17 protein-coding genes and 6 tRNA genes are annotated in these 14706 nt (G+C 46.7%); 11 read left to right on the top strand and 12 right to left on the bottom strand.

The window, feature by feature from the left end; all coding sequences use genetic code 11:
* The first annotated feature begins 5 nt into the window (after nt 1-5).
* Together GPL15_RS04980 and GPL15_RS04975 are read left to right on the top strand one after the other, a co-directional pair.
* Nucleotides 6-821, top strand: a complete 816-nt coding sequence (locus tag GPL15_RS04980; protein ID WP_215696586.1) for a PfkB family carbohydrate kinase — start codon at nt 6-8, stop codon at nt 819-821.
* 265 nt (nt 822-1086) lie between these two features.
* On the top strand, nt 1087-1851 hold the full coding sequence (locus GPL15_RS04975; RefSeq protein ID WP_215696584.1) for a GntR family transcriptional regulator: 765 nt from the start codon (nt 1087-1089) through the stop codon (nt 1849-1851).
* Between the two features lie 119 nt (nt 1852-1970).
* On the opposite strand, the gene GPL15_RS04970 is transcribed toward GPL15_RS04975, so the two are convergent.
* The 5 genes from GPL15_RS04970 to GPL15_RS04950 all read right to left on the bottom strand — a co-directional run bounded on the left by GPL15_RS04970 (nt 1971) and on the right by GPL15_RS04950 (nt 2494).
* A tRNA-Leu gene (locus tag GPL15_RS04970) sits at nt 1971-2051 on the bottom strand.
* A 3-nt stretch (nt 2052-2054) separates the two neighbouring features.
* Nucleotides 2055-2127: transfer RNA gene (locus GPL15_RS04965), tRNA-Lys, on the bottom strand.
* An 84-nt stretch (nt 2128-2211) separates the two neighbouring features.
* A tRNA-Gln gene (locus GPL15_RS04960) sits at nt 2212-2284 on the bottom strand.
* Between the two features lie 36 nt (nt 2285-2320).
* A tRNA-His gene (locus GPL15_RS04955) sits at nt 2321-2394 on the bottom strand.
* A 26-nt stretch (nt 2395-2420) separates the two neighbouring features.
* Nucleotides 2421-2494 (bottom strand) — tRNA-Arg (locus GPL15_RS04950).
* 254 nt (nt 2495-2748) lie between these two features.
* Between GPL15_RS04950 and GPL15_RS04945 the strand changes: the two genes are divergently transcribed.
* Nucleotides 2749-3018, top strand: a complete 270-nt coding sequence (locus tag GPL15_RS04945; protein ID WP_215696582.1) for a hypothetical protein — start codon at nt 2749-2751, stop codon at nt 3016-3018.
* A 23-nt stretch (nt 3019-3041) separates the two neighbouring features.
* Here the strand turns inward: GPL15_RS04945 and GPL15_RS04940 are convergent, their stop codons facing one another.
* Complete coding sequence (locus GPL15_RS04940) at nt 3042-3758, bottom strand: helix-turn-helix domain-containing protein (protein ID WP_215696580.1); 717 nt, start codon at nt 3756-3758, stop codon at nt 3042-3044.
* Between the two features lie 125 nt (nt 3759-3883).
* Between GPL15_RS04940 and GPL15_RS04935 the strand changes: the two genes are divergently transcribed.
* Complete coding sequence (locus GPL15_RS04935) at nt 3884-4393, top strand: sporulation initiation factor Spo0A C-terminal domain-containing protein (protein ID WP_252198102.1); 510 nt, start codon at nt 3884-3886, stop codon at nt 4391-4393.
* A gap of 29 nt (nt 4394-4422) precedes the next feature.
* On the opposite strand, the gene GPL15_RS04930 is transcribed toward GPL15_RS04935, so the two are convergent.
* Nucleotides 4423-5364 (bottom strand): DUF4397 domain-containing protein, encoded by a 942-nt coding sequence (locus GPL15_RS04930; RefSeq protein ID WP_215696578.1) that lies wholly within the window; start codon nt 5362-5364, stop codon nt 4423-4425.
* 369 nt (nt 5365-5733) lie between these two features.
* Here GPL15_RS04930 and GPL15_RS04925 point away from each other — a divergent pair, with 369 nt between their 5' ends.
* The 5 genes from GPL15_RS04925 to GPL15_RS04905 are packed head-to-tail and all read left to right on the top strand — an operon-like array spanning nt 5734 to nt 8305.
* The gene (locus tag GPL15_RS04925) at nt 5734-6159 is read left to right on the top strand and encodes a hypothetical protein (RefSeq protein WP_215696576.1); all 426 of its coding nucleotides are present in this window, start codon (nt 5734-5736) and stop codon (nt 6157-6159) included.
* A 16-nt stretch (nt 6160-6175) separates the two neighbouring features.
* The gene (locus tag GPL15_RS04920; RefSeq protein ID WP_215696574.1) at nt 6176-6535 is read left to right on the top strand and encodes a YccF domain-containing protein; all 360 of its coding nucleotides are present in this window, start codon (nt 6176-6178) and stop codon (nt 6533-6535) included.
* A gap of 39 nt (nt 6536-6574) precedes the next feature.
* The gene (locus GPL15_RS04915) at nt 6575-7708 is read left to right on the top strand and encodes a Gfo/Idh/MocA family oxidoreductase (protein ID WP_215696572.1); all 1134 of its coding nucleotides are present in this window, start codon (nt 6575-6577) and stop codon (nt 7706-7708) included.
* Nucleotides 7709-7720: 12 nt separating this feature from the next.
* Nucleotides 7721-8032: a YbjQ family protein gene (locus GPL15_RS04910; protein ID WP_215696571.1), complete on the top strand. Its 312-nt coding sequence runs from the start codon at nt 7721-7723 to the stop codon at nt 8030-8032.
* Nucleotides 8033-8047: 15 nt separating this feature from the next.
* Nucleotides 8048-8305: a hypothetical protein gene (locus tag GPL15_RS04905; RefSeq protein WP_215696569.1), complete on the top strand. Its 258-nt coding sequence runs from the start codon at nt 8048-8050 to the stop codon at nt 8303-8305.
* Between the two features lie 754 nt (nt 8306-9059).
* Here GPL15_RS04905 and GPL15_RS04900 read toward each other — a convergent pair.
* A tRNA-Ala gene (locus GPL15_RS04900) sits at nt 9060-9132 on the bottom strand.
* Nucleotides 9133-9299: 167 nt separating this feature from the next.
* Here GPL15_RS04900 and GPL15_RS04895 point away from each other — a divergent pair.
* Nucleotides 9300-10841, top strand: a complete 1542-nt coding sequence (locus tag GPL15_RS04895) for a flotillin family protein (protein WP_252198101.1) — start codon at nt 9300-9302, stop codon at nt 10839-10841.
* A gap of 350 nt (nt 10842-11191) precedes the next feature.
* Here GPL15_RS04895 and GPL15_RS04890 read toward each other — a convergent pair whose 3' ends face one another.
* The 4 genes from GPL15_RS04890 to GPL15_RS04875 all read right to left on the bottom strand — a co-directional run bounded on the left by GPL15_RS04890 (nt 11192) and on the right by GPL15_RS04875 (nt 14079).
* Entirely contained in the window at nt 11192-11458 is a 267-nt protein-coding gene (locus GPL15_RS04890; RefSeq protein WP_215696565.1) for a hypothetical protein, read from the bottom strand.
* Nucleotides 11451-12044, bottom strand: a complete 594-nt coding sequence (locus GPL15_RS04885) for an ATP-binding cassette domain-containing protein (RefSeq protein ID WP_215696563.1) — start codon at nt 12042-12044, stop codon at nt 11451-11453. The genes GPL15_RS04890 and GPL15_RS04885 overlap by 8 nt, the downstream gene beginning before the upstream one ends.
* A gap of 163 nt (nt 12045-12207) precedes the next feature.
* Nucleotides 12208-12954 (bottom strand): ABC transporter permease subunit, encoded by a 747-nt coding sequence (locus GPL15_RS04880; protein WP_215696561.1) that lies wholly within the window; start codon nt 12952-12954, stop codon nt 12208-12210.
* A gap of 24 nt (nt 12955-12978) precedes the next feature.
* Nucleotides 12979-14079: an ABC transporter substrate-binding protein gene (locus GPL15_RS04875; protein WP_215696559.1), complete on the bottom strand. Its 1101-nt coding sequence runs from the start codon at nt 14077-14079 to the stop codon at nt 12979-12981.
* A gap of 385 nt (nt 14080-14464) precedes the next feature.
* Here GPL15_RS04875 and GPL15_RS04870 point away from each other — a divergent pair, with 385 nt between their 5' ends.
* Nucleotides 14465-14704, top strand: coding sequence for an NAD(P)H-dependent oxidoreductase subunit E (locus GPL15_RS04870; protein WP_215696557.1), 240 nt, complete (start codon nt 14465-14467; stop codon nt 14702-14704).
* The last annotated feature ends 2 nt before the right edge of the window (nt 14705-14706 follow it).

Below are 14706 nucleotides of genomic sequence, written 5' to 3'. Positions count from 1 at the left end.
AGGATATGAAGTTAATTGCAATAGGAGATAATGTGACGGACTGCTACATAGATGAAGGCGTTTATTTCCCTGGGGGAAATGCGGTCAATGTGGCGGTGAACTGCAGGAAAAATGGCGCTGAAAAGGTGAACTACATCGGCGTATTCGGAGATGATGAACGGGCAGACTACATTAAGGAGTGCCTTACGGAGGAAGGGGTCACTTATGACCGTTCCAGAAAGGTTTATGCCCATACAGCCCAGCCTAAAGTTTATTTAAAGGACGGCGACCGGGTATTTGCGCCGGGGCTGCGGGATAGCTGCCAGCACTTGTTCGCCATTAAAATTGTAAAAGAAGATATAGAAGTGATTGAGGAATACGATATCTGCCATACGAGCTGCTATTCGAACTTAGAATATGAGCTGCCGGAGCTTCAGAAGGTTTGTAAAGTCTCCTTTGATTTTTCGGACAGAAGAGAGGACTCTTATCTGGAGCGTACCTGTCCTTACCTGAGCTTTGCGTTTTTCTCCGGCTCTGAACTGTCTGAGGAGGAATGTGAGGCATTTGCCAAGAAGGTACACGGACTGGGCACAAAGATCGTAGGGATCACCAGAGGATCAAAGGGAGCGGTTTTTTATGACGGAACCAGGATTTACCGCCAGGGAATCAAAAAGGTGGAGGCCATTGATACCATGGGCGCCGGGGACAGCTTCATCGCCGGTTTCCTGACGGCCTATGGGGACGGCAGGACCATGGAAGAGGCGCTGGATTATGCGGCAGAACGGTCAGCCCTTACCTGTACGGTCCGGGGAGGGTTTGGGCACCCTCACGCGGCGGAGTAATTGTATTTAAAAAGGCCCACAGCCGGATGATGTCTTAATTTTTACTGCTGCCTCCTGTCAGAGAACAGGGGAATCGAAAGATGGGCAGCAAAAAAGGTTAGGGCATCATTTTTTGTTGGAATTAAAATAATAAGGTTGCATTTGATAAGACAAGTTTTATATGATATATTATAAAGTATTAAGATGTTACTTAAAAGAGGTTATGTATTCTGAGCGGATCCTGCGGCTGGCAGTGAATAGTAACCATGGAAAAGGAGAATCTGTTATGTTGGATCAAAATGCCTTGACGCCATTGTATGAGCAATTGAAGAATGCAATTAAAGAGGATATAAAAAATCAGATTTACCGTCCCGGCGACCGGATGCCCAGCGAAGCGGAGATGGAGGAAAAATACCAGGTCAGCCGGATCACGGTCCGCAGGGCGGTTAAGGAGCTTTGTGATGAGGAAATCCTGGTACGGAGGCAGGGAAAGGGCACATTTGTTTTAAATAACGGGGTGCACAGCCGCATCGACCGCCTGGCCGGTTTCCACGATTCCCTGGGAGAACAGGGGAAAAAGGTGGAGGTGAAGGTGCTGGAAAAATCCATCGGGAAGGTGAAACCATCTTATGCCCGGGATCTGCAGATGTCTCCCCAGGACGATATCGTCTATCTGAAACGCATTATGTACGCGGATGATATACCGGTGATGATCGATACCTGCTATATCCCCCTGAAGCGTTTTCCTGGAATTTATGATAAGCTGACCGGGGACTTTTCCATTTACCGGATACTCAGGGAAGATTACGGGGCCAGCCTGGACCGTTATTATAAGGTTTTGAAAGTGAGGAAGGCTACAAAAGAAGAGGCGGGATATCTCAACTGCCACAGCGGTGATCCCGTATTTGACCTGTTTAAAATCACATATGACGGGGCAGGGGTGCCCCAGGATATTGCAGTCAGCATATTAAAGGGCGAGGATACCGCTTATGTGATTTCCAGCGACGAGGATGACCAGATGAGCCATAGCGGTATGCGGTGGAATGTATAGGGACATCGTTTTATTGCTCACGGACAATTGGGCAATTCCAAAGGCGCTGCCAATAAAAAACCGGACCTGATTGCAGTCAGATCCGGTTTTTGCCGTTGTGCCTGGCGGCACACATTTCGTGCGGATAACAGGAGTTGAACCTGCACGTCTTGGACACTAGATCCTAAGTCTAGCGCGTCTGCCAATTCCGCCATATCCGCTGATGAGACATCGGGGATTCGAACCCCGGACAACTTGATTAAAAGTCAAGTGCTCTACCGACTGAGCTAATATCCCATAAAGACGCTGCGTACAAGATGGGCGGTTCTTTCATCCCCTCATCCGCAGTTTCTACATCTGCAGGTTTCCGCCGCAGATAAACTGGGCTAGTTGGATTCGAACCAACGTAATGCAGGAGTCAAAGTCCTGTGCCTTACCGCTTGGCGATAGCCCATTGTTAAAAAAAAATTCCCAATTAGGGAATTATAAGGGTGGATAAAGGGATTCGAACCCTTGGCCTCCAGAGCCACAATCTGGCGCGCTAACCAACTGCGCTATACCCACCATAAATATCGTATTAGAATACGAAACGAGCCTGAAGGGATTCGAACCCCCGACCCACGGCTTAGAAGGCCGTTGCTCTATCCAGCTGAGCTACAGACTCACGACTGACGCTTAATCTGTCGTTTTATTGCACACTTCTATTGTGTCAACGTGTTATAGTCTATCATATTTTTTTTATTTATGCAAGCACTTTTTTTATATTTTTTTGAAAAATTTAAGCGGCGCTGCAACAGGCCGGTTGGCAGAAAAATGCCTTGCTGATTAACAGAAATTACCTATTTACAAACTGCCGGATCAGTAGTATGATAAATATATAAAACGAACACACGTTCGAATAAAAGAGGCGATGTTTATATGGTAAAGCGTGTACATGTAATAGCGACTTTTAATTTAGACGGCCGGGTCAGACCTTTGTGGCTGCGTTTGAAATTAGAAGAAGACGCGCCGGTTTATAAGATTTGCGACTGCCGGTGCAAGGATGACGGCAGTTGGAGCGGGGTTTTGTCTTTCTGGTGTGTTATCAGCAATAATCGTGAACAGCATGAGATTCGGTTGGATTTCCACACGAAAGATCATATCTGGAACCTTGTCTTGAATAATTCTAATATGAGCTTCGGCGCATGAGTGGTTGGATACAGGGGAACCACTCATGCCGGCGCTTTTAACAGGCCCAGGAATTTACCCAGCCTCTTATATTTTAACCGGTTGGTAAGGATTATATCATCGATGGTTCCGTTTAAGGATTTCAGCATAACGGTGTCTCCATTCTTATAATATCTTCCGATATAAAGATAACCGCTGCTCAGGCGGATGATCCAGATTTCGCCCTGTTTGGGATAGATCATGTCGTCGTAGCGGAAGCCTAACAGGGAATTTTTGAAGAATTTAGGGCTCAGGATGTTGTTGGTCAGCAGGATGCAGTAAGTACAGGATTCCGAGAGGTAATTGCGGTCCACGGTGACGGAACCGATTCTCCGGCTCTCGTAATCAGCCAGCCCGTCGTTATAATTAGTGAATTCAAAACACTGCAGTGAGACTTTCGCCTTTGAAGAAAGATAGAGCTGGCGGTCATATTCCGTGTTGATTACATATTTGATGTAGTCCTGCTGGCAGGAAGGAAGGCGGTTGAACCGATGGGCATACTCCTCCATATCATACGTGATCATCGGTTCCCGGTCGGAAAACTCATCCATGGAACATTTCAAGGCCTTGGCTATGGCAAGCATAGTGTCATATCCTGGGTTTGCTGTTATTCCGCTTCCTATCTTGGTCAGTGTACTGAGCGGAATTTTGCTGAGAAGCGCCAGATCTTCATACGTATAATCCCTGTAATTCATGATTTCTTTTAATTTTTGATAATTCATACCATCTCTCCATTCCAAATTTGGAAAAATTGGGAAACATGGTTTCCTTGTTTTGACGGTTACAAAAATATATAATTACATTATTAAAAGCAAAGTATGTAATTATTTATAACGAGGAGTATAACATGAATTATCAGTCATTTCAATTAGTTCTATCAAGTGAATATCTTCTGGAAGTTTCACTGATGAGCTGTCAGGACCCCAAAAAGGAGATTATCCTGGCAGATAATACGGAAAAGTCCTGGTATACGGTATTAAAAGAACGGTTCTTTTTAGATGAAGAGAACCAGCTTTCGGCCAAAATTATAATTCTTTTAAATAATCTTGGGTTGTCGCCTAATCTTTGCGGATACACTTATTTAAAAAGAGCCATTGAGATGAGTTATTGGGATCCCAAAGTGTTATACCATGTGACGAAGATGGTATATCCGGAAATCGCCTATGAATATCAGACTACAGTGGCCAGCGTTGAGCGGGCGATCCGACACTGTATCGACGTGATCTGGGAAAGGGGGAATAAGGAGCTCTATTACTGGCTTCTGCGGGGAGTCTGTATGGAGAAACCCACAAACAGCGCCTTTATTTCATATTTGACGGAATCTCTGAGATTTTTAGAACAATGCCGCCAGTCTTAGAAGAAAACCGGCGGCATTTGAAGGGAATGCTATCTTCTGTCCTGGACAAGGAGTGTGCGCACTGCATCAGAGCTTCTGTTCCAGTTGAGGACATAGAGGGTATAGATCCTGTTGGGCAAAAGGTTGGCGTAGGTAGTCACCAGGGCTATTTGAGGAGGGCGGTTCCGGTATACGGTGATCGGATAATTACCGGGGCGCACTTTGCTGAAGGAAGCCGGCTGGGCAAACTGTACATTGGTAAATGTCAGGTTATTCATTTCCACACTAACCGGTCCGGTGTAAAAGGCCAGGTTGCAGACACGGATGCAGGATGTAAAGTTGGGCGTGGTGCATGGCGCGTCGTTAATTGAAATCAGATCCAGCCCGGAGGCGGTATTCACGATGGCAAATGTGGTCCATCCCACCGGGAAGAGCATGGATTTCTGGATGTATATATAGCCGTTGGGTCCCATAACCGTAATGGTCATGTAATTAGGAGAATACTGGCTGTACTGGGTGATCTCATCCGCGTTCAGATCTGTAATGATCAGTTGGTTATTCACATAGATGGAGAATGCGTTATAGCCCACGGATGCATTTATAAACCTTACGTTAGCTGCGGAATTGGGAACGGCGTTGCAGAACAGGCAGGGGATGACGGGTTTGGGGTAAACGGTTATAATCGGCGGGAATGGCCTTCCCGTATCCGGGATTACCGGGTAGTAGGGCGGAGTTACGGAAAAATCCGGATCGATGGGCGGCTGATAGTCAACGGAGAAATCCGGGTCAATGGGCGGCTGATAATCAACAGAGAAGTCGGGATCGATGGGCGGCTGATAGTCAACGGAAAAGTCGGGATCGATTGGCTGCTGAGGGTCAACGGAGAAGCCGGGATCGACCGGCTGCTGAGGGTCAACAGAAAAGCCGGGATCTATTGGTTCATCAGTTGATGTATGCCTTATTATTTCGGGATTGTTGGAATCAATATACATATTTGATACCTCATATTTGTTCTTATAGTAGATTCTATTCCCATTTATGTCCTCATGTGTGGAAACTATGAAGATTTTCCAGTAAAATTAAATGATTTGTAAGGAAAATGATTTTGACAGGAGGAAGGAAAAGCTTTAAAATATCATTAAGCAAATAAAAGGGAGTAGCCAATCACCGAAAGGTGGGTTTGAAACCGTCAGCCGGTAAGAGGGAAATCATGTAACTTTCTTATCCGTATCAAATGAGAAGTGCAAGACTTTTATTGTGGCAGAGATGTCATGATAGGAGTCTTTTTTGATTCGCCAATAAAATCTGCTGCCACAGGCTTAAATTTTCAAATATGCCCATGGGCGGAAAGGAGATTCAATATGAAAAGAGATGAAATTGAGATCAGGGAAGCGATAGGGGCAGGACAGAAAGCCCTTGCCAGTCTGGAGGAGGCTGACCGGTATCTGTCCGGCGCCAGCAGCTGGGGGCTTTGGGACATGATCGGAGGAGGACTTTTTTCCACGATGATTAAACATTCCAAAATTAATGATGCCGCGGCCTGTATAGAACAGGCAAAGGCGGATTTGATGAGGTTCAGAAGGGAATTGAGCGACGTAGACATTTCTGATGAAATTGGTATTGAAGTGGGAAGTTTCCTAACATTCGCCGACTATTTTTTTGATGGGCTGATTGCGGACTGGATGGTGCAGAGTAAGATCCAGGCCGCATCCGGCCAGGTGCGGGATGCGGCGGATCAAGTGAGACGCATTCTGGCGTCATTGGAGCAGATGCAGAACGAATCATAGAAGGGAGCGTAGATTGATGGGATGTTTAGGTAATTTATTATGGTTTATTTTCGGAGGTTTTTTAAGCGGCCTCAGCTGGCTGTTGACCGGCTGTCTTTGGTGCATTACAATAGTTGGTATACCGGTAGGCATGCAGTGTTTTAAATTTGCAGGGCTCAGTTTTTTCCCTTTTGGGAAAGAAGTGGTATATGGAGGGGGCGCTGTTTCTCTGCTGCTGAATATTGTATGGCTGATTGTGTCGGGCATTCCTCTGGCGCTGGAATCGGCGCTGATCGGGATTTTGCTCTGCATTACAATCGTCGGCATTCCATTTGGCCTGCAGCAGTTTAAAATCGCGAAACTTGCGCTCATGCCGTTTGGAGCGTCTATAGTATAGGGAAGGCAATTGATTACGAAACAGGAGAAGGAGGATGAAATGAACGGGAACAGGGTTAGGACTGTATTGGTAGGAATTGGAGCGATTGGCAGGAAGTATGCGGATTTCATTAACAAAGGCCTGGTTCCGGGCATGGAGCTTACGGCGGTCTGCGCAAGAAGCCGTGAGAGCCATGACTGGATCAGGGAGAACCTGGGCAAAGAAACAGCGGTCTATGGGGACATTGAGGAAATGTTTCAAAGACAGGAGGAATTTGATGCTGTAATCGTTGCGTCGCCCCATTCCAGCCATTTGGAATATACCGTCAGATCGCTGGCGGCAGGGAAACACGTGATGTGCGACAAACCGGCCGGAATTTCCATTAAAGAGGCCAGAGTGATGGGGGCGGCAGCCCATGAAGCCCGGACCGTTTATTTCATGATGTTCCACCGAAGGACTTATCCTAAGTACACCGCCCTGAAAGAGCTGATTGATTCCGGAGAGCTGGGGGAACTGCGCCGGGTGTCTGTAAAGGATATTACGTCTTTCCGCACCCGTTTTTACCATAAATCCTGTTCCTGGAGGAGCAGTTGGAATGGTGAAAATGGCGGGATGCTGCTCAATCAGGGACAGCATTCGCTGGATATCTGGCAGTGGCTGTTCGGCATGCCGGAAACCATCTATGCTTACATACCATTTGGCAAATATAACGGTTTTAAGGTGGATGACGAAGCCTCTTTGCTGATGGAATATAAAAATGGCATGACGGGATCATTTTTTATGACCACCGGGGAACCGGCAGGGGAAGATACCATCGAAGTCGTCGGAACAAAGGGCAGGGCGGTGCTGACGGGCGCCCGCCTGGAGGTCTGCGTCTATCAGGAGGATATGAGGGACTATGCGAATCATGCCCAGGTAACCAGCAGCCAGGAGATTCAATTTACCACCCGCTATTCTGAATATGAGGAGATGGATGAGGAGAAACCTTATATCATCATGCTGAATAATTTTACACAGGCGGTTCTGGAGCGTTCGGACCTGATTGCTCCGGGGGAAGAGGGGGAACGGGCCATGGAGCTGGCCAATGCCGCTTATCTCTCAGCCTGGACAGAAAAAAAGGTAACACTGCCGCTGGATGCCGGAGAATATGAACGGTATCTGGAACAGGCGAAGAAAGAAGAATTAATAAATTAGGAGGACACGGATATGATGCTTGTAACAACAGAAACAATCAATGGTAAGGAATTCGAAATGCTGGGCCTGGTAAAGGGTTCAAGCATTATGACAGTTCATGCCGGAAAAGATATTATGAACAGCTTTAAGACTCTGGTGGGCGGGGAATTGACATCTTATAATGAAATGATGGAAAAAGCCAGGGCTCTGGCCACAGAGAGGCTGATCAGCCAGGCAGAAGCGCTGGGGGCTGACGCTGTTGTGACGGTCCGCTATAACAGCAGTTCTGTTGCCCAGGGGGCGGCGGAAGTGATGGCTTATGGGACGGCCGTGAAATTTTTGTAGAATTGCAGGGGATTTTTGAGAGGTGACGCAGGAAAGCGGTGCGAGGCGGCGCCCGGAGGGCAGGATTTTGAGGACCGGACGGGCGGGGCGGAATCCGGCGGTGATGAAAACCAGCTTCCGACCGTAAGGGAGACTAAGGCCGCAGACATGGAAAAAGACGGTCCGATGCCCATTCACGGTGAACTCTTTATGGGACTTCACCGTTCAGTGGGCATCTCAGAAACTGATTTGGTTTTCAGTTTCTGCCCGTCTTTTTCCACGCCTGCAGCCTAAGTCTCCCTAACGGTCTCCAGATGGCTTTCATCACCGCCGGATTCCGCCCCGCCCGCCCGGTCCTCAAAATCCTGCCCTCCGGACGCCGCCTCACACCGCTTTCCTGCTGGTTTTCTCTGGCTGAGGTAATTAAATGCAATTTAATAGGAAGGATGGAGGTATCTCAAGGGGGAAATTGATACGATATTCGTTTTTAACATTGGGATTTAACATCAACCCTCAAGGCATTTTCGAAAATGCCTTGAGGGTTGATGTTAAATCCCGATGTTAATCTTGATGATGTTTCCCTACGTTATTTGCTTTGAGCGGCCATATTATGTTCAATATAAAGGTCAAATATCATATTACTTAAAGATTCTATTACTTTTACTCTCGTTTCCATTTTTTCATTAGCACAGCCAGTACACAGCCGTGAAGAAGGGGGCGCTGGGGCAGGAGGATGGAGAGGATCGGGCTTTGGGGGACCTATGCAGGCCCTTAGAGATACTTGGCATTCAAAGAGGAAAAAAGACAGGCAGAAGCTGAAAACCGAATCAGTTTCTGAGGTGCCCACTGAGAGGTAAAGTTCATAAAAAGTTTACCTCGAATGGGCACCGCCCTGTCTTTTTTTCTCTTTGAATGCCTAGTATCTCTTAGGGCCGGAATCCGTCCCCCAAGCCCGATCCTCTCCATCCTCCTGCCCCAGCGTCCCCTTCTTCACAGCGTTACTCTCGCCAATAAAAAAACACAAGGCCAACAACCTTGTGTTTTATCGTGGAGCATATGGGATTCGAACCCACGACCTCTTGAATGCCATTCAAACGCGCTCCCAGCTGCGCTAATGCCCCGCTAATAAAGCTATTATAAACGGAGTTGGGGAAATATACAAGCATTTTTTGAAATGTTGTAATATTTTAAAAGCTTAGAGAAATAGTAAGAAAAAATTCAAAAATTATGCAAATAAATGGAATATAATAAAAAAGGTAAAAGAATTAGGGGAAAGAGAGGTATAGGTATGTTAGAAGTTTTGGCAGGTTATGCAGGAATGATTGTAGCTGTTGTTATTGTTTTTTTATTTATACTCATTATGGCTGTGGGGTATAAGAAGGCGCCGCCGGATGTGGCTTATATTATATCTGGTTTGAAGAAGGAGCCTAAAGTGCTCATTGGACGGGCGGGGATTATGATTCCTTATCTGGAAAGAATGGATAAACTGATGCTCCGCCAGGTAACGATCGATGTGAAGACAGATGATTTTATACCGACGCTGGATTTCATCAATATTAAGGTGGATGCGGTTGTGAAGGTGAGGGTGAGCACAGAGCCCCAGAAGATGAAGCTGGCTATGACCAACTTCCTTAATAAAGGAACTCAGGATATTGTCAATGATCTTCAGGATTCCTTACAGGGCAACATGAGAGAGATCATCGGTACTATTTCATTGAAAGATATTAATAATAACCGGGATGAATTCGGTAATCAGGTACAGTCCAAAGCGAAAGTCGACATGGAGAAGCTGGGAATTGAAATCCTTTCCTGCAACATCCAGAATGTTATGGATAAAAATGGCCTGATTGAAGACCTGGGTATGGATAACACGGCTAAGATTAAAAAGGATGCCAGCATCGCCAAAGCAGAGGCGGACAGAGATGTGGCAATCGCTCAGGCCAAAGCCGATAAAGATGCCAATGATGCCAGGGTGGATGCCCAGACTGAGATCGCAAAGAGAAACAATGAACTGGAAATCAAACGGGCGGAACTGAAGAAAACCGCAGATACCAAACAGGCGGAAGCGGACGCAGCTTATGATATCCAGAAACAGGAACAGAGAAAGACAATTGAAACCGCAACAATTAACGCCGATATCGCGCGTCAGGAGCGGGAAGTGGAGCTGAAGGCCAGGGAAGTTGATGTTAAGGAAAAATCCCTGGAAGCTCAGATTAAGAAACAGGCGGAAGCCGATAAGTTTGCGGAGCAGCAGAGAGCCGACGCGGATCTCTATAAGCGTCAGAAGGAAGCAGAAGCCAAGAAGTTTGAACTTGAAAAAGAAGCGGAAGCCAGGAAGGCTCAGGCGGATGCACAGGTATATTCCATGAAGCAGGAAGCAGAAGGAATCAGGGCGAAAGGTGAGGCAGAAGCGGCAGCTATCCAGGCAAAAGCGCTGGCCGAGGCGGAAGGTATGGAGAAAAAGGCCGAAGCATACCAGAAATACAATAAGGCAGCTATGGCCGAGATGATGATTCAGGTATTGCCGGATATTGCAGGGAAGATTGCGGAACCTCTTGCTAAGATCGACAAGATCACAATTATCGGCGGCGGCGGAGACGACAGCGGCATGAATACCGTAGCCGGGAATGTGCCGGTGGTGATGGCAAAACTCTTCGAATCCATGAGGGAAGCCACAGGCGTTGATCTGGCCGATATTATGAAAGCGGATTCCTATGAAGCCAAGGTAAACCGTAAGGTTGAGCTCACAGGGCTGACCCAGGAACAGGCCGAACTGTTAAAGCAGGCGGCAGGAAATGATGCAGTTATGGGAGATGGAGCTGCTAAATAGTGAATAAAAGCATAACTAAAACATAAAAGTGGTACATAAAAGTACAAGTGATACATAAAAGTGTAAGCGATACATAAAAGTGCAAGTGATACATAAAAGTGCAAGTGGTACATAAAAGTGTAAATGATACATAAAATCGTAAGTGATACATAAAAGCACATATGATGCATAAAAGTATAAGTGCGGCATAAAAACATAGGTAATAAAAAACATAAGTAATACAAACACCATAAATATCATATAAATAAATATCATATAAAACCTAAGAGCATTGATCCTCCCTCCGCCCGCAGCTTCAGCGGCCGGAGGGAATCAATGCTCTTAGTCATTTAAGTATTATTAATGTTAATTTATTCTTCGTCCGTAAATAAAACTTCAGGATCCAGGGTTATGGAGCCGTCCTCCAGGACGATGCAGGGGATTCCAATGCGGCCTTCTTCACGAACCGGATCAAAGAGGCTGTCATAATCATGGTTGTCGCGGATTTTCAAAAAATCCTTTAGATTCTGGGTATTAACGCCGAAATCTAAAAACTCGAAAGGGATACATTCCGCCATCAGGCGTTTTTTCAGTGTCTCACAATGCGGGCAGATATTGGTTCCGTAAATCTTAATCATTGGCATTACCTCCTGTTAGTTGAATGATCCTGCCTTTGAAAAAGGCAATATCTTCTGCCTGATGGGTGGATACCAGAAGAATGCGGCTGTTTAAACGATCCTTTATATAAGTGATGACAGCCTGTTTTGTCTCTGTATCCAATCCGGTAAATGGTTCGTCCATAATGACCGCGTCCGAATCCGCAAGCATGGCGCGGCAGACGGCCACACGGCGTTTCATACCGCCGCTCAGCGTGGAAACAGGCCGTTCCAGGCATTCCGCCGGGAGAATTTGGCTCATTTCATCTAACAGCCTGTTCCTGTCGGCGGGCCTGCGCATCACCATCATGACATTCTCCAAAGGCGAAAATGTTTCGCACAGGCGGTTTTCCTGAAATACCGCAGTAAAACGGTTTCCTCCGGTGATTGTCACCATTCCGCTGTCCGCTGTTTCCAGCCCGAGAAGAATTCTCATAAATGTAGTTTTTCCGCTCCCTGAAGCTCCCATCAAACAATAGATACCGCCTGAATTCAGTTCCAGTTCAGGCAGGTGAAATAGTCTAATTTGATTATATGATTTTACCAGATCTTTTACAAGTATTTTCATGTCTGCTTTTCATTCTCCTTCAAAAATCGGTAACAGTTAAGACCTGTCTGAACTGTTACAAAAACCGTTCAAACAGCGAAAGGAAGAGCCATGCAAAACGGCGCCGGATAACAGGCGGGTCCGCCAGCGGGGGCTGTGAACACCAACAAAAATGGATGCCAGGTCAGCAGCCGCGCCCCACGGCCCGCTTCAAAAGCATCAGAAAGAACCGTTCAAATAAAGCGCTGATGATAATGATCACAAATGTCCATGCGAACAGATTGGCCGTGTCCAGATAGATTTTGGACATGTACAGCCGCTCGCCGATGGAATAGTCGGGAACCCCGATCACTTCCGCGGCGATTCCCGATTTCCAGCTCATGCCCAACGCGATCTTACAACTGCTCACCAGGTAGGGAAAAACGGCCGGACGATAGATATAATGGATCCGTTTCCAGGCCGGCATATCGAATACGGAGGCCATTTCCAAAAGCTGACGGTCCGTACTCCTGAGCCCGGCAAGCGTATTTACATAAATGACCGGAAACACCACTAGAAAAGAACAGAACACGGAAAGCATGCCCGATCCGATCCAGATCAGGGCCAGGATGACAAAGGAGGCCACAGGTATGGAGGTGACCAAGGTCATGAACGGCGCCAGAAGCTCTTCCAGAAAATGAACCCGGTAAGCCAGGCCGGCCAGCAGGATTGCGGATATAAAAGCTCCCAGGAATCCAAGGCTGATTTTTCCGAAGGAAAATGCGATGCTTTTCCAAAAATCAGCAGTGGCTGCCTGGGAAAAAAGGGCCTTTATCATATCAAAAGGCCCTACTAATAAGATTGAATTGTGAACCGCCAGGCTGATGAGCTGCCAGAGCCCCAGCCAGAACAGGACGATTAAAAATCTGCGGATCAATGCATTTTTATTCATGGAAACACACCTTGTTCATCTCTTTTAAGGAAGGTAATAAAAATCATCGGCAGGAAGGGTTCCGCCTACGGAAGCAGGTTCCTGATCAAACAGGACCTGAAGGTAGCCGCTGAGGGCTGATTTCATCTCTTCTCCCGTTATGCAGGTAATATTGCAGTAAGGAAGGGCTTTTTTTGCAACCGGAGCTTTTTCAATGATGCCCTGGGCAGCTACCAGCTCGGCGGTTTCATCCGGGTTAGATACTGCGAAACCGGCAGACGCTTCATGTTCTTTCAGGAAGTTTTCCACCGCTTCTTTATTGCTGTCTAAAAATTCGTTTCGCACAATGGTGACGCCGGTAACCAGCTGGCTGCCGCTTTCACCCTGAACCGCCTCCCATTCCTTTGTCAGATCCAGAACCAGTTTCAGATTTTCGTTCTGGGCCATGGCAACGGTCACAAATGGCTGGGGCAGAAGTCCGATGGCGTCGGAATTCTCTTTCAGCACGGCTGCTACTTCCGTCGCTTCTGATTTATATTCCAGGGAAACATCATCTTTGGAAAGGCCGTTTTCAGAAAGCAGGTAGTTGATCACGTAATCCGGGGTGGTTCCCTTGCCCGTCATGTAAACGGTTTTACCCTTTAAATCGGCAATGGTTTTGATGGAATCATCGCCGGATACCACATAGAGAACTCCCAGGGTGTTGATGTCGATGGCAGTCACTTTGCCTCCTGTCTTATTATAGAGAACGCTTGCTACGTTGGCCGGCACCAGCGCGATGTCCAGGCCCCCGCTTACAACCTTTGTGAGCAGTTCATCGGCGGCTGTTACCATGGTGAATTCGTATGTATTTAAGGATTCTCCTTTATCAGCCTGATCCATGAGGGATACCAGTCCCATGGATGTGGGGCCCTTCAGAGATCCGACTTTTACCAGATCCTTTCCTTCGGATTCGGCCTGGGCAGCCGTGTTGGGAGCGATTGTTGTTTCACCGGTGACTGATTCCGCGGTGGGCGCCTGGGTGGGCTCCTCCGTTGTGACTGCGGCGGCAGGCGTAGTCTCTACAGCCGTTGACTGGGAAGCGCATCCCGCAAGAGCCATGGCCGACATGGCGCAGGCTAACATAAATGACAGTGTTTTTTTCATAATTTCCTCCATTCCGCCGCTGATGCGGCATTTTAAGTGTGGTGCAGGTTGAGGACGATAAAAAATCCCATACCAAAGGGCATGAGAATTCCGTTTGAATTCGGTTTCCTCGCCTTCTCCATCAGTGAAACCTTTTGGGTAAGCACGAATACCGTTATTATATCATTGCGCGATACCCTTGTCAAAATTCTTTCAAAACCGTTACCTTTCTTTCTGACGGCCGTTGTATTGCCAATGGAGTGCAAAAATCCATCAAACACCATTCCTGCAAGTTTTTGAAAAAATACATCAAATGGGATTGATAATAAAATCACAATATGCGATAATAGATATAACTGTAAATTGGAGTCTGACAAATGAAATTAATAAGGTGGAGGAATTATTTATGAGAGTCACAATTTGTATTGGAAGCGCATGTCATTTAAAGGGTTCAAGAGAGATTATCCAGCAGCTTCAGACATTGGTTACGGAAAACGGTTTAACGGAAAAAGTGGATTTAAACGGTTCTTTCTGCAGCGGAAACTGCGTGAACGGGGTTTGTGTAACCATTGACGATAAGCTGTTCTCATTAAAGCCGGAAGACACAAAGGAGTTTTTTGATAAAGAAATTCTCGGGAGGCTTTAATT

Origin of the sequence: Clostridium sp. MCC353, assembly GCF_018785315.1 — a bacterium.
In the GTDB taxonomy this organism is placed as follows: Bacteria; Bacillota; Clostridia; order Lachnospirales; family Lachnospiraceae; genus CHH4-2.
This window is presented reverse-complemented; position numbering and strand designations above follow the sequence as displayed.

Bases quoted from the DNA above. Each gene is read 5' to 3' on its own strand.
- GPL15_RS04980 (WP_215696586.1), top strand. From the start codon at position 6: ATGAAGTTAATTGCAATAGGAGATAATGTGACGGACTGCTACATAGAT.
- GPL15_RS04925 (WP_215696576.1), top strand. From the start codon at position 5,734: ATGAAAAGAGATGAAATTGAGATCAGGGAAGCGATAGGGGCAGGACAG.
- GPL15_RS04935 (WP_252198102.1), top strand. From the start codon at position 3,884: ATGAATTATCAGTCATTTCAATTAGTTCTATCAAGTGAATATCTTCTG.
- GPL15_RS04975 (WP_215696584.1), top strand. From the start codon at position 1,087: ATGTTGGATCAAAATGCCTTGACGCCATTGTATGAGCAATTGAAGAAT.
- GPL15_RS04875 (WP_215696559.1), bottom strand. From the start codon at position 14,079: ATGAAAAAAACACTGTCATTTATGTTAGCCTGCGCCATGTCGGCCATG.
- GPL15_RS04940 (WP_215696580.1), bottom strand. From the start codon at position 3,758: ATGAATTATCAAAAATTAAAAGAAATCATGAATTACAGGGATTATACG.
- GPL15_RS04885 (WP_215696563.1), bottom strand. From the start codon at position 12,044: ATGAAAATACTTGTAAAAGATCTGGTAAAATCATATAATCAAATTAGA.
- GPL15_RS04930 (WP_215696578.1), bottom strand. From the start codon at position 5,364: ATGTATATTGATTCCAACAATCCCGAAATAATAAGGCATACATCAACT.
- GPL15_RS04890 (WP_215696565.1), bottom strand. From the start codon at position 11,458: ATGATTAAGATTTACGGAACCAATATCTGCCCGCATTGTGAGACACTG.
- GPL15_RS04895 (WP_252198101.1), top strand. From the start codon at position 9,300: ATGTTAGAAGTTTTGGCAGGTTATGCAGGAATGATTGTAGCTGTTGTT.
- GPL15_RS04915 (WP_215696572.1), top strand. From the start codon at position 6,575: ATGAACGGGAACAGGGTTAGGACTGTATTGGTAGGAATTGGAGCGATT.
- GPL15_RS04945 (WP_215696582.1), top strand. From the start codon at position 2,749: ATGGTAAAGCGTGTACATGTAATAGCGACTTTTAATTTAGACGGCCGG.
- GPL15_RS04910 (WP_215696571.1), top strand. From the start codon at position 7,721: ATGATGCTTGTAACAACAGAAACAATCAATGGTAAGGAATTCGAAATG.
- GPL15_RS04880 (WP_215696561.1), bottom strand. From the start codon at position 12,954: ATGAATAAAAATGCATTGATCCGCAGATTTTTAATCGTCCTGTTCTGG.
- GPL15_RS04870 (WP_215696557.1), top strand. From the start codon at position 14,465: ATGAGAGTCACAATTTGTATTGGAAGCGCATGTCATTTAAAGGGTTCA.
- GPL15_RS04920 (WP_215696574.1), top strand. From the start codon at position 6,176: ATGGGATGTTTAGGTAATTTATTATGGTTTATTTTCGGAGGTTTTTTA.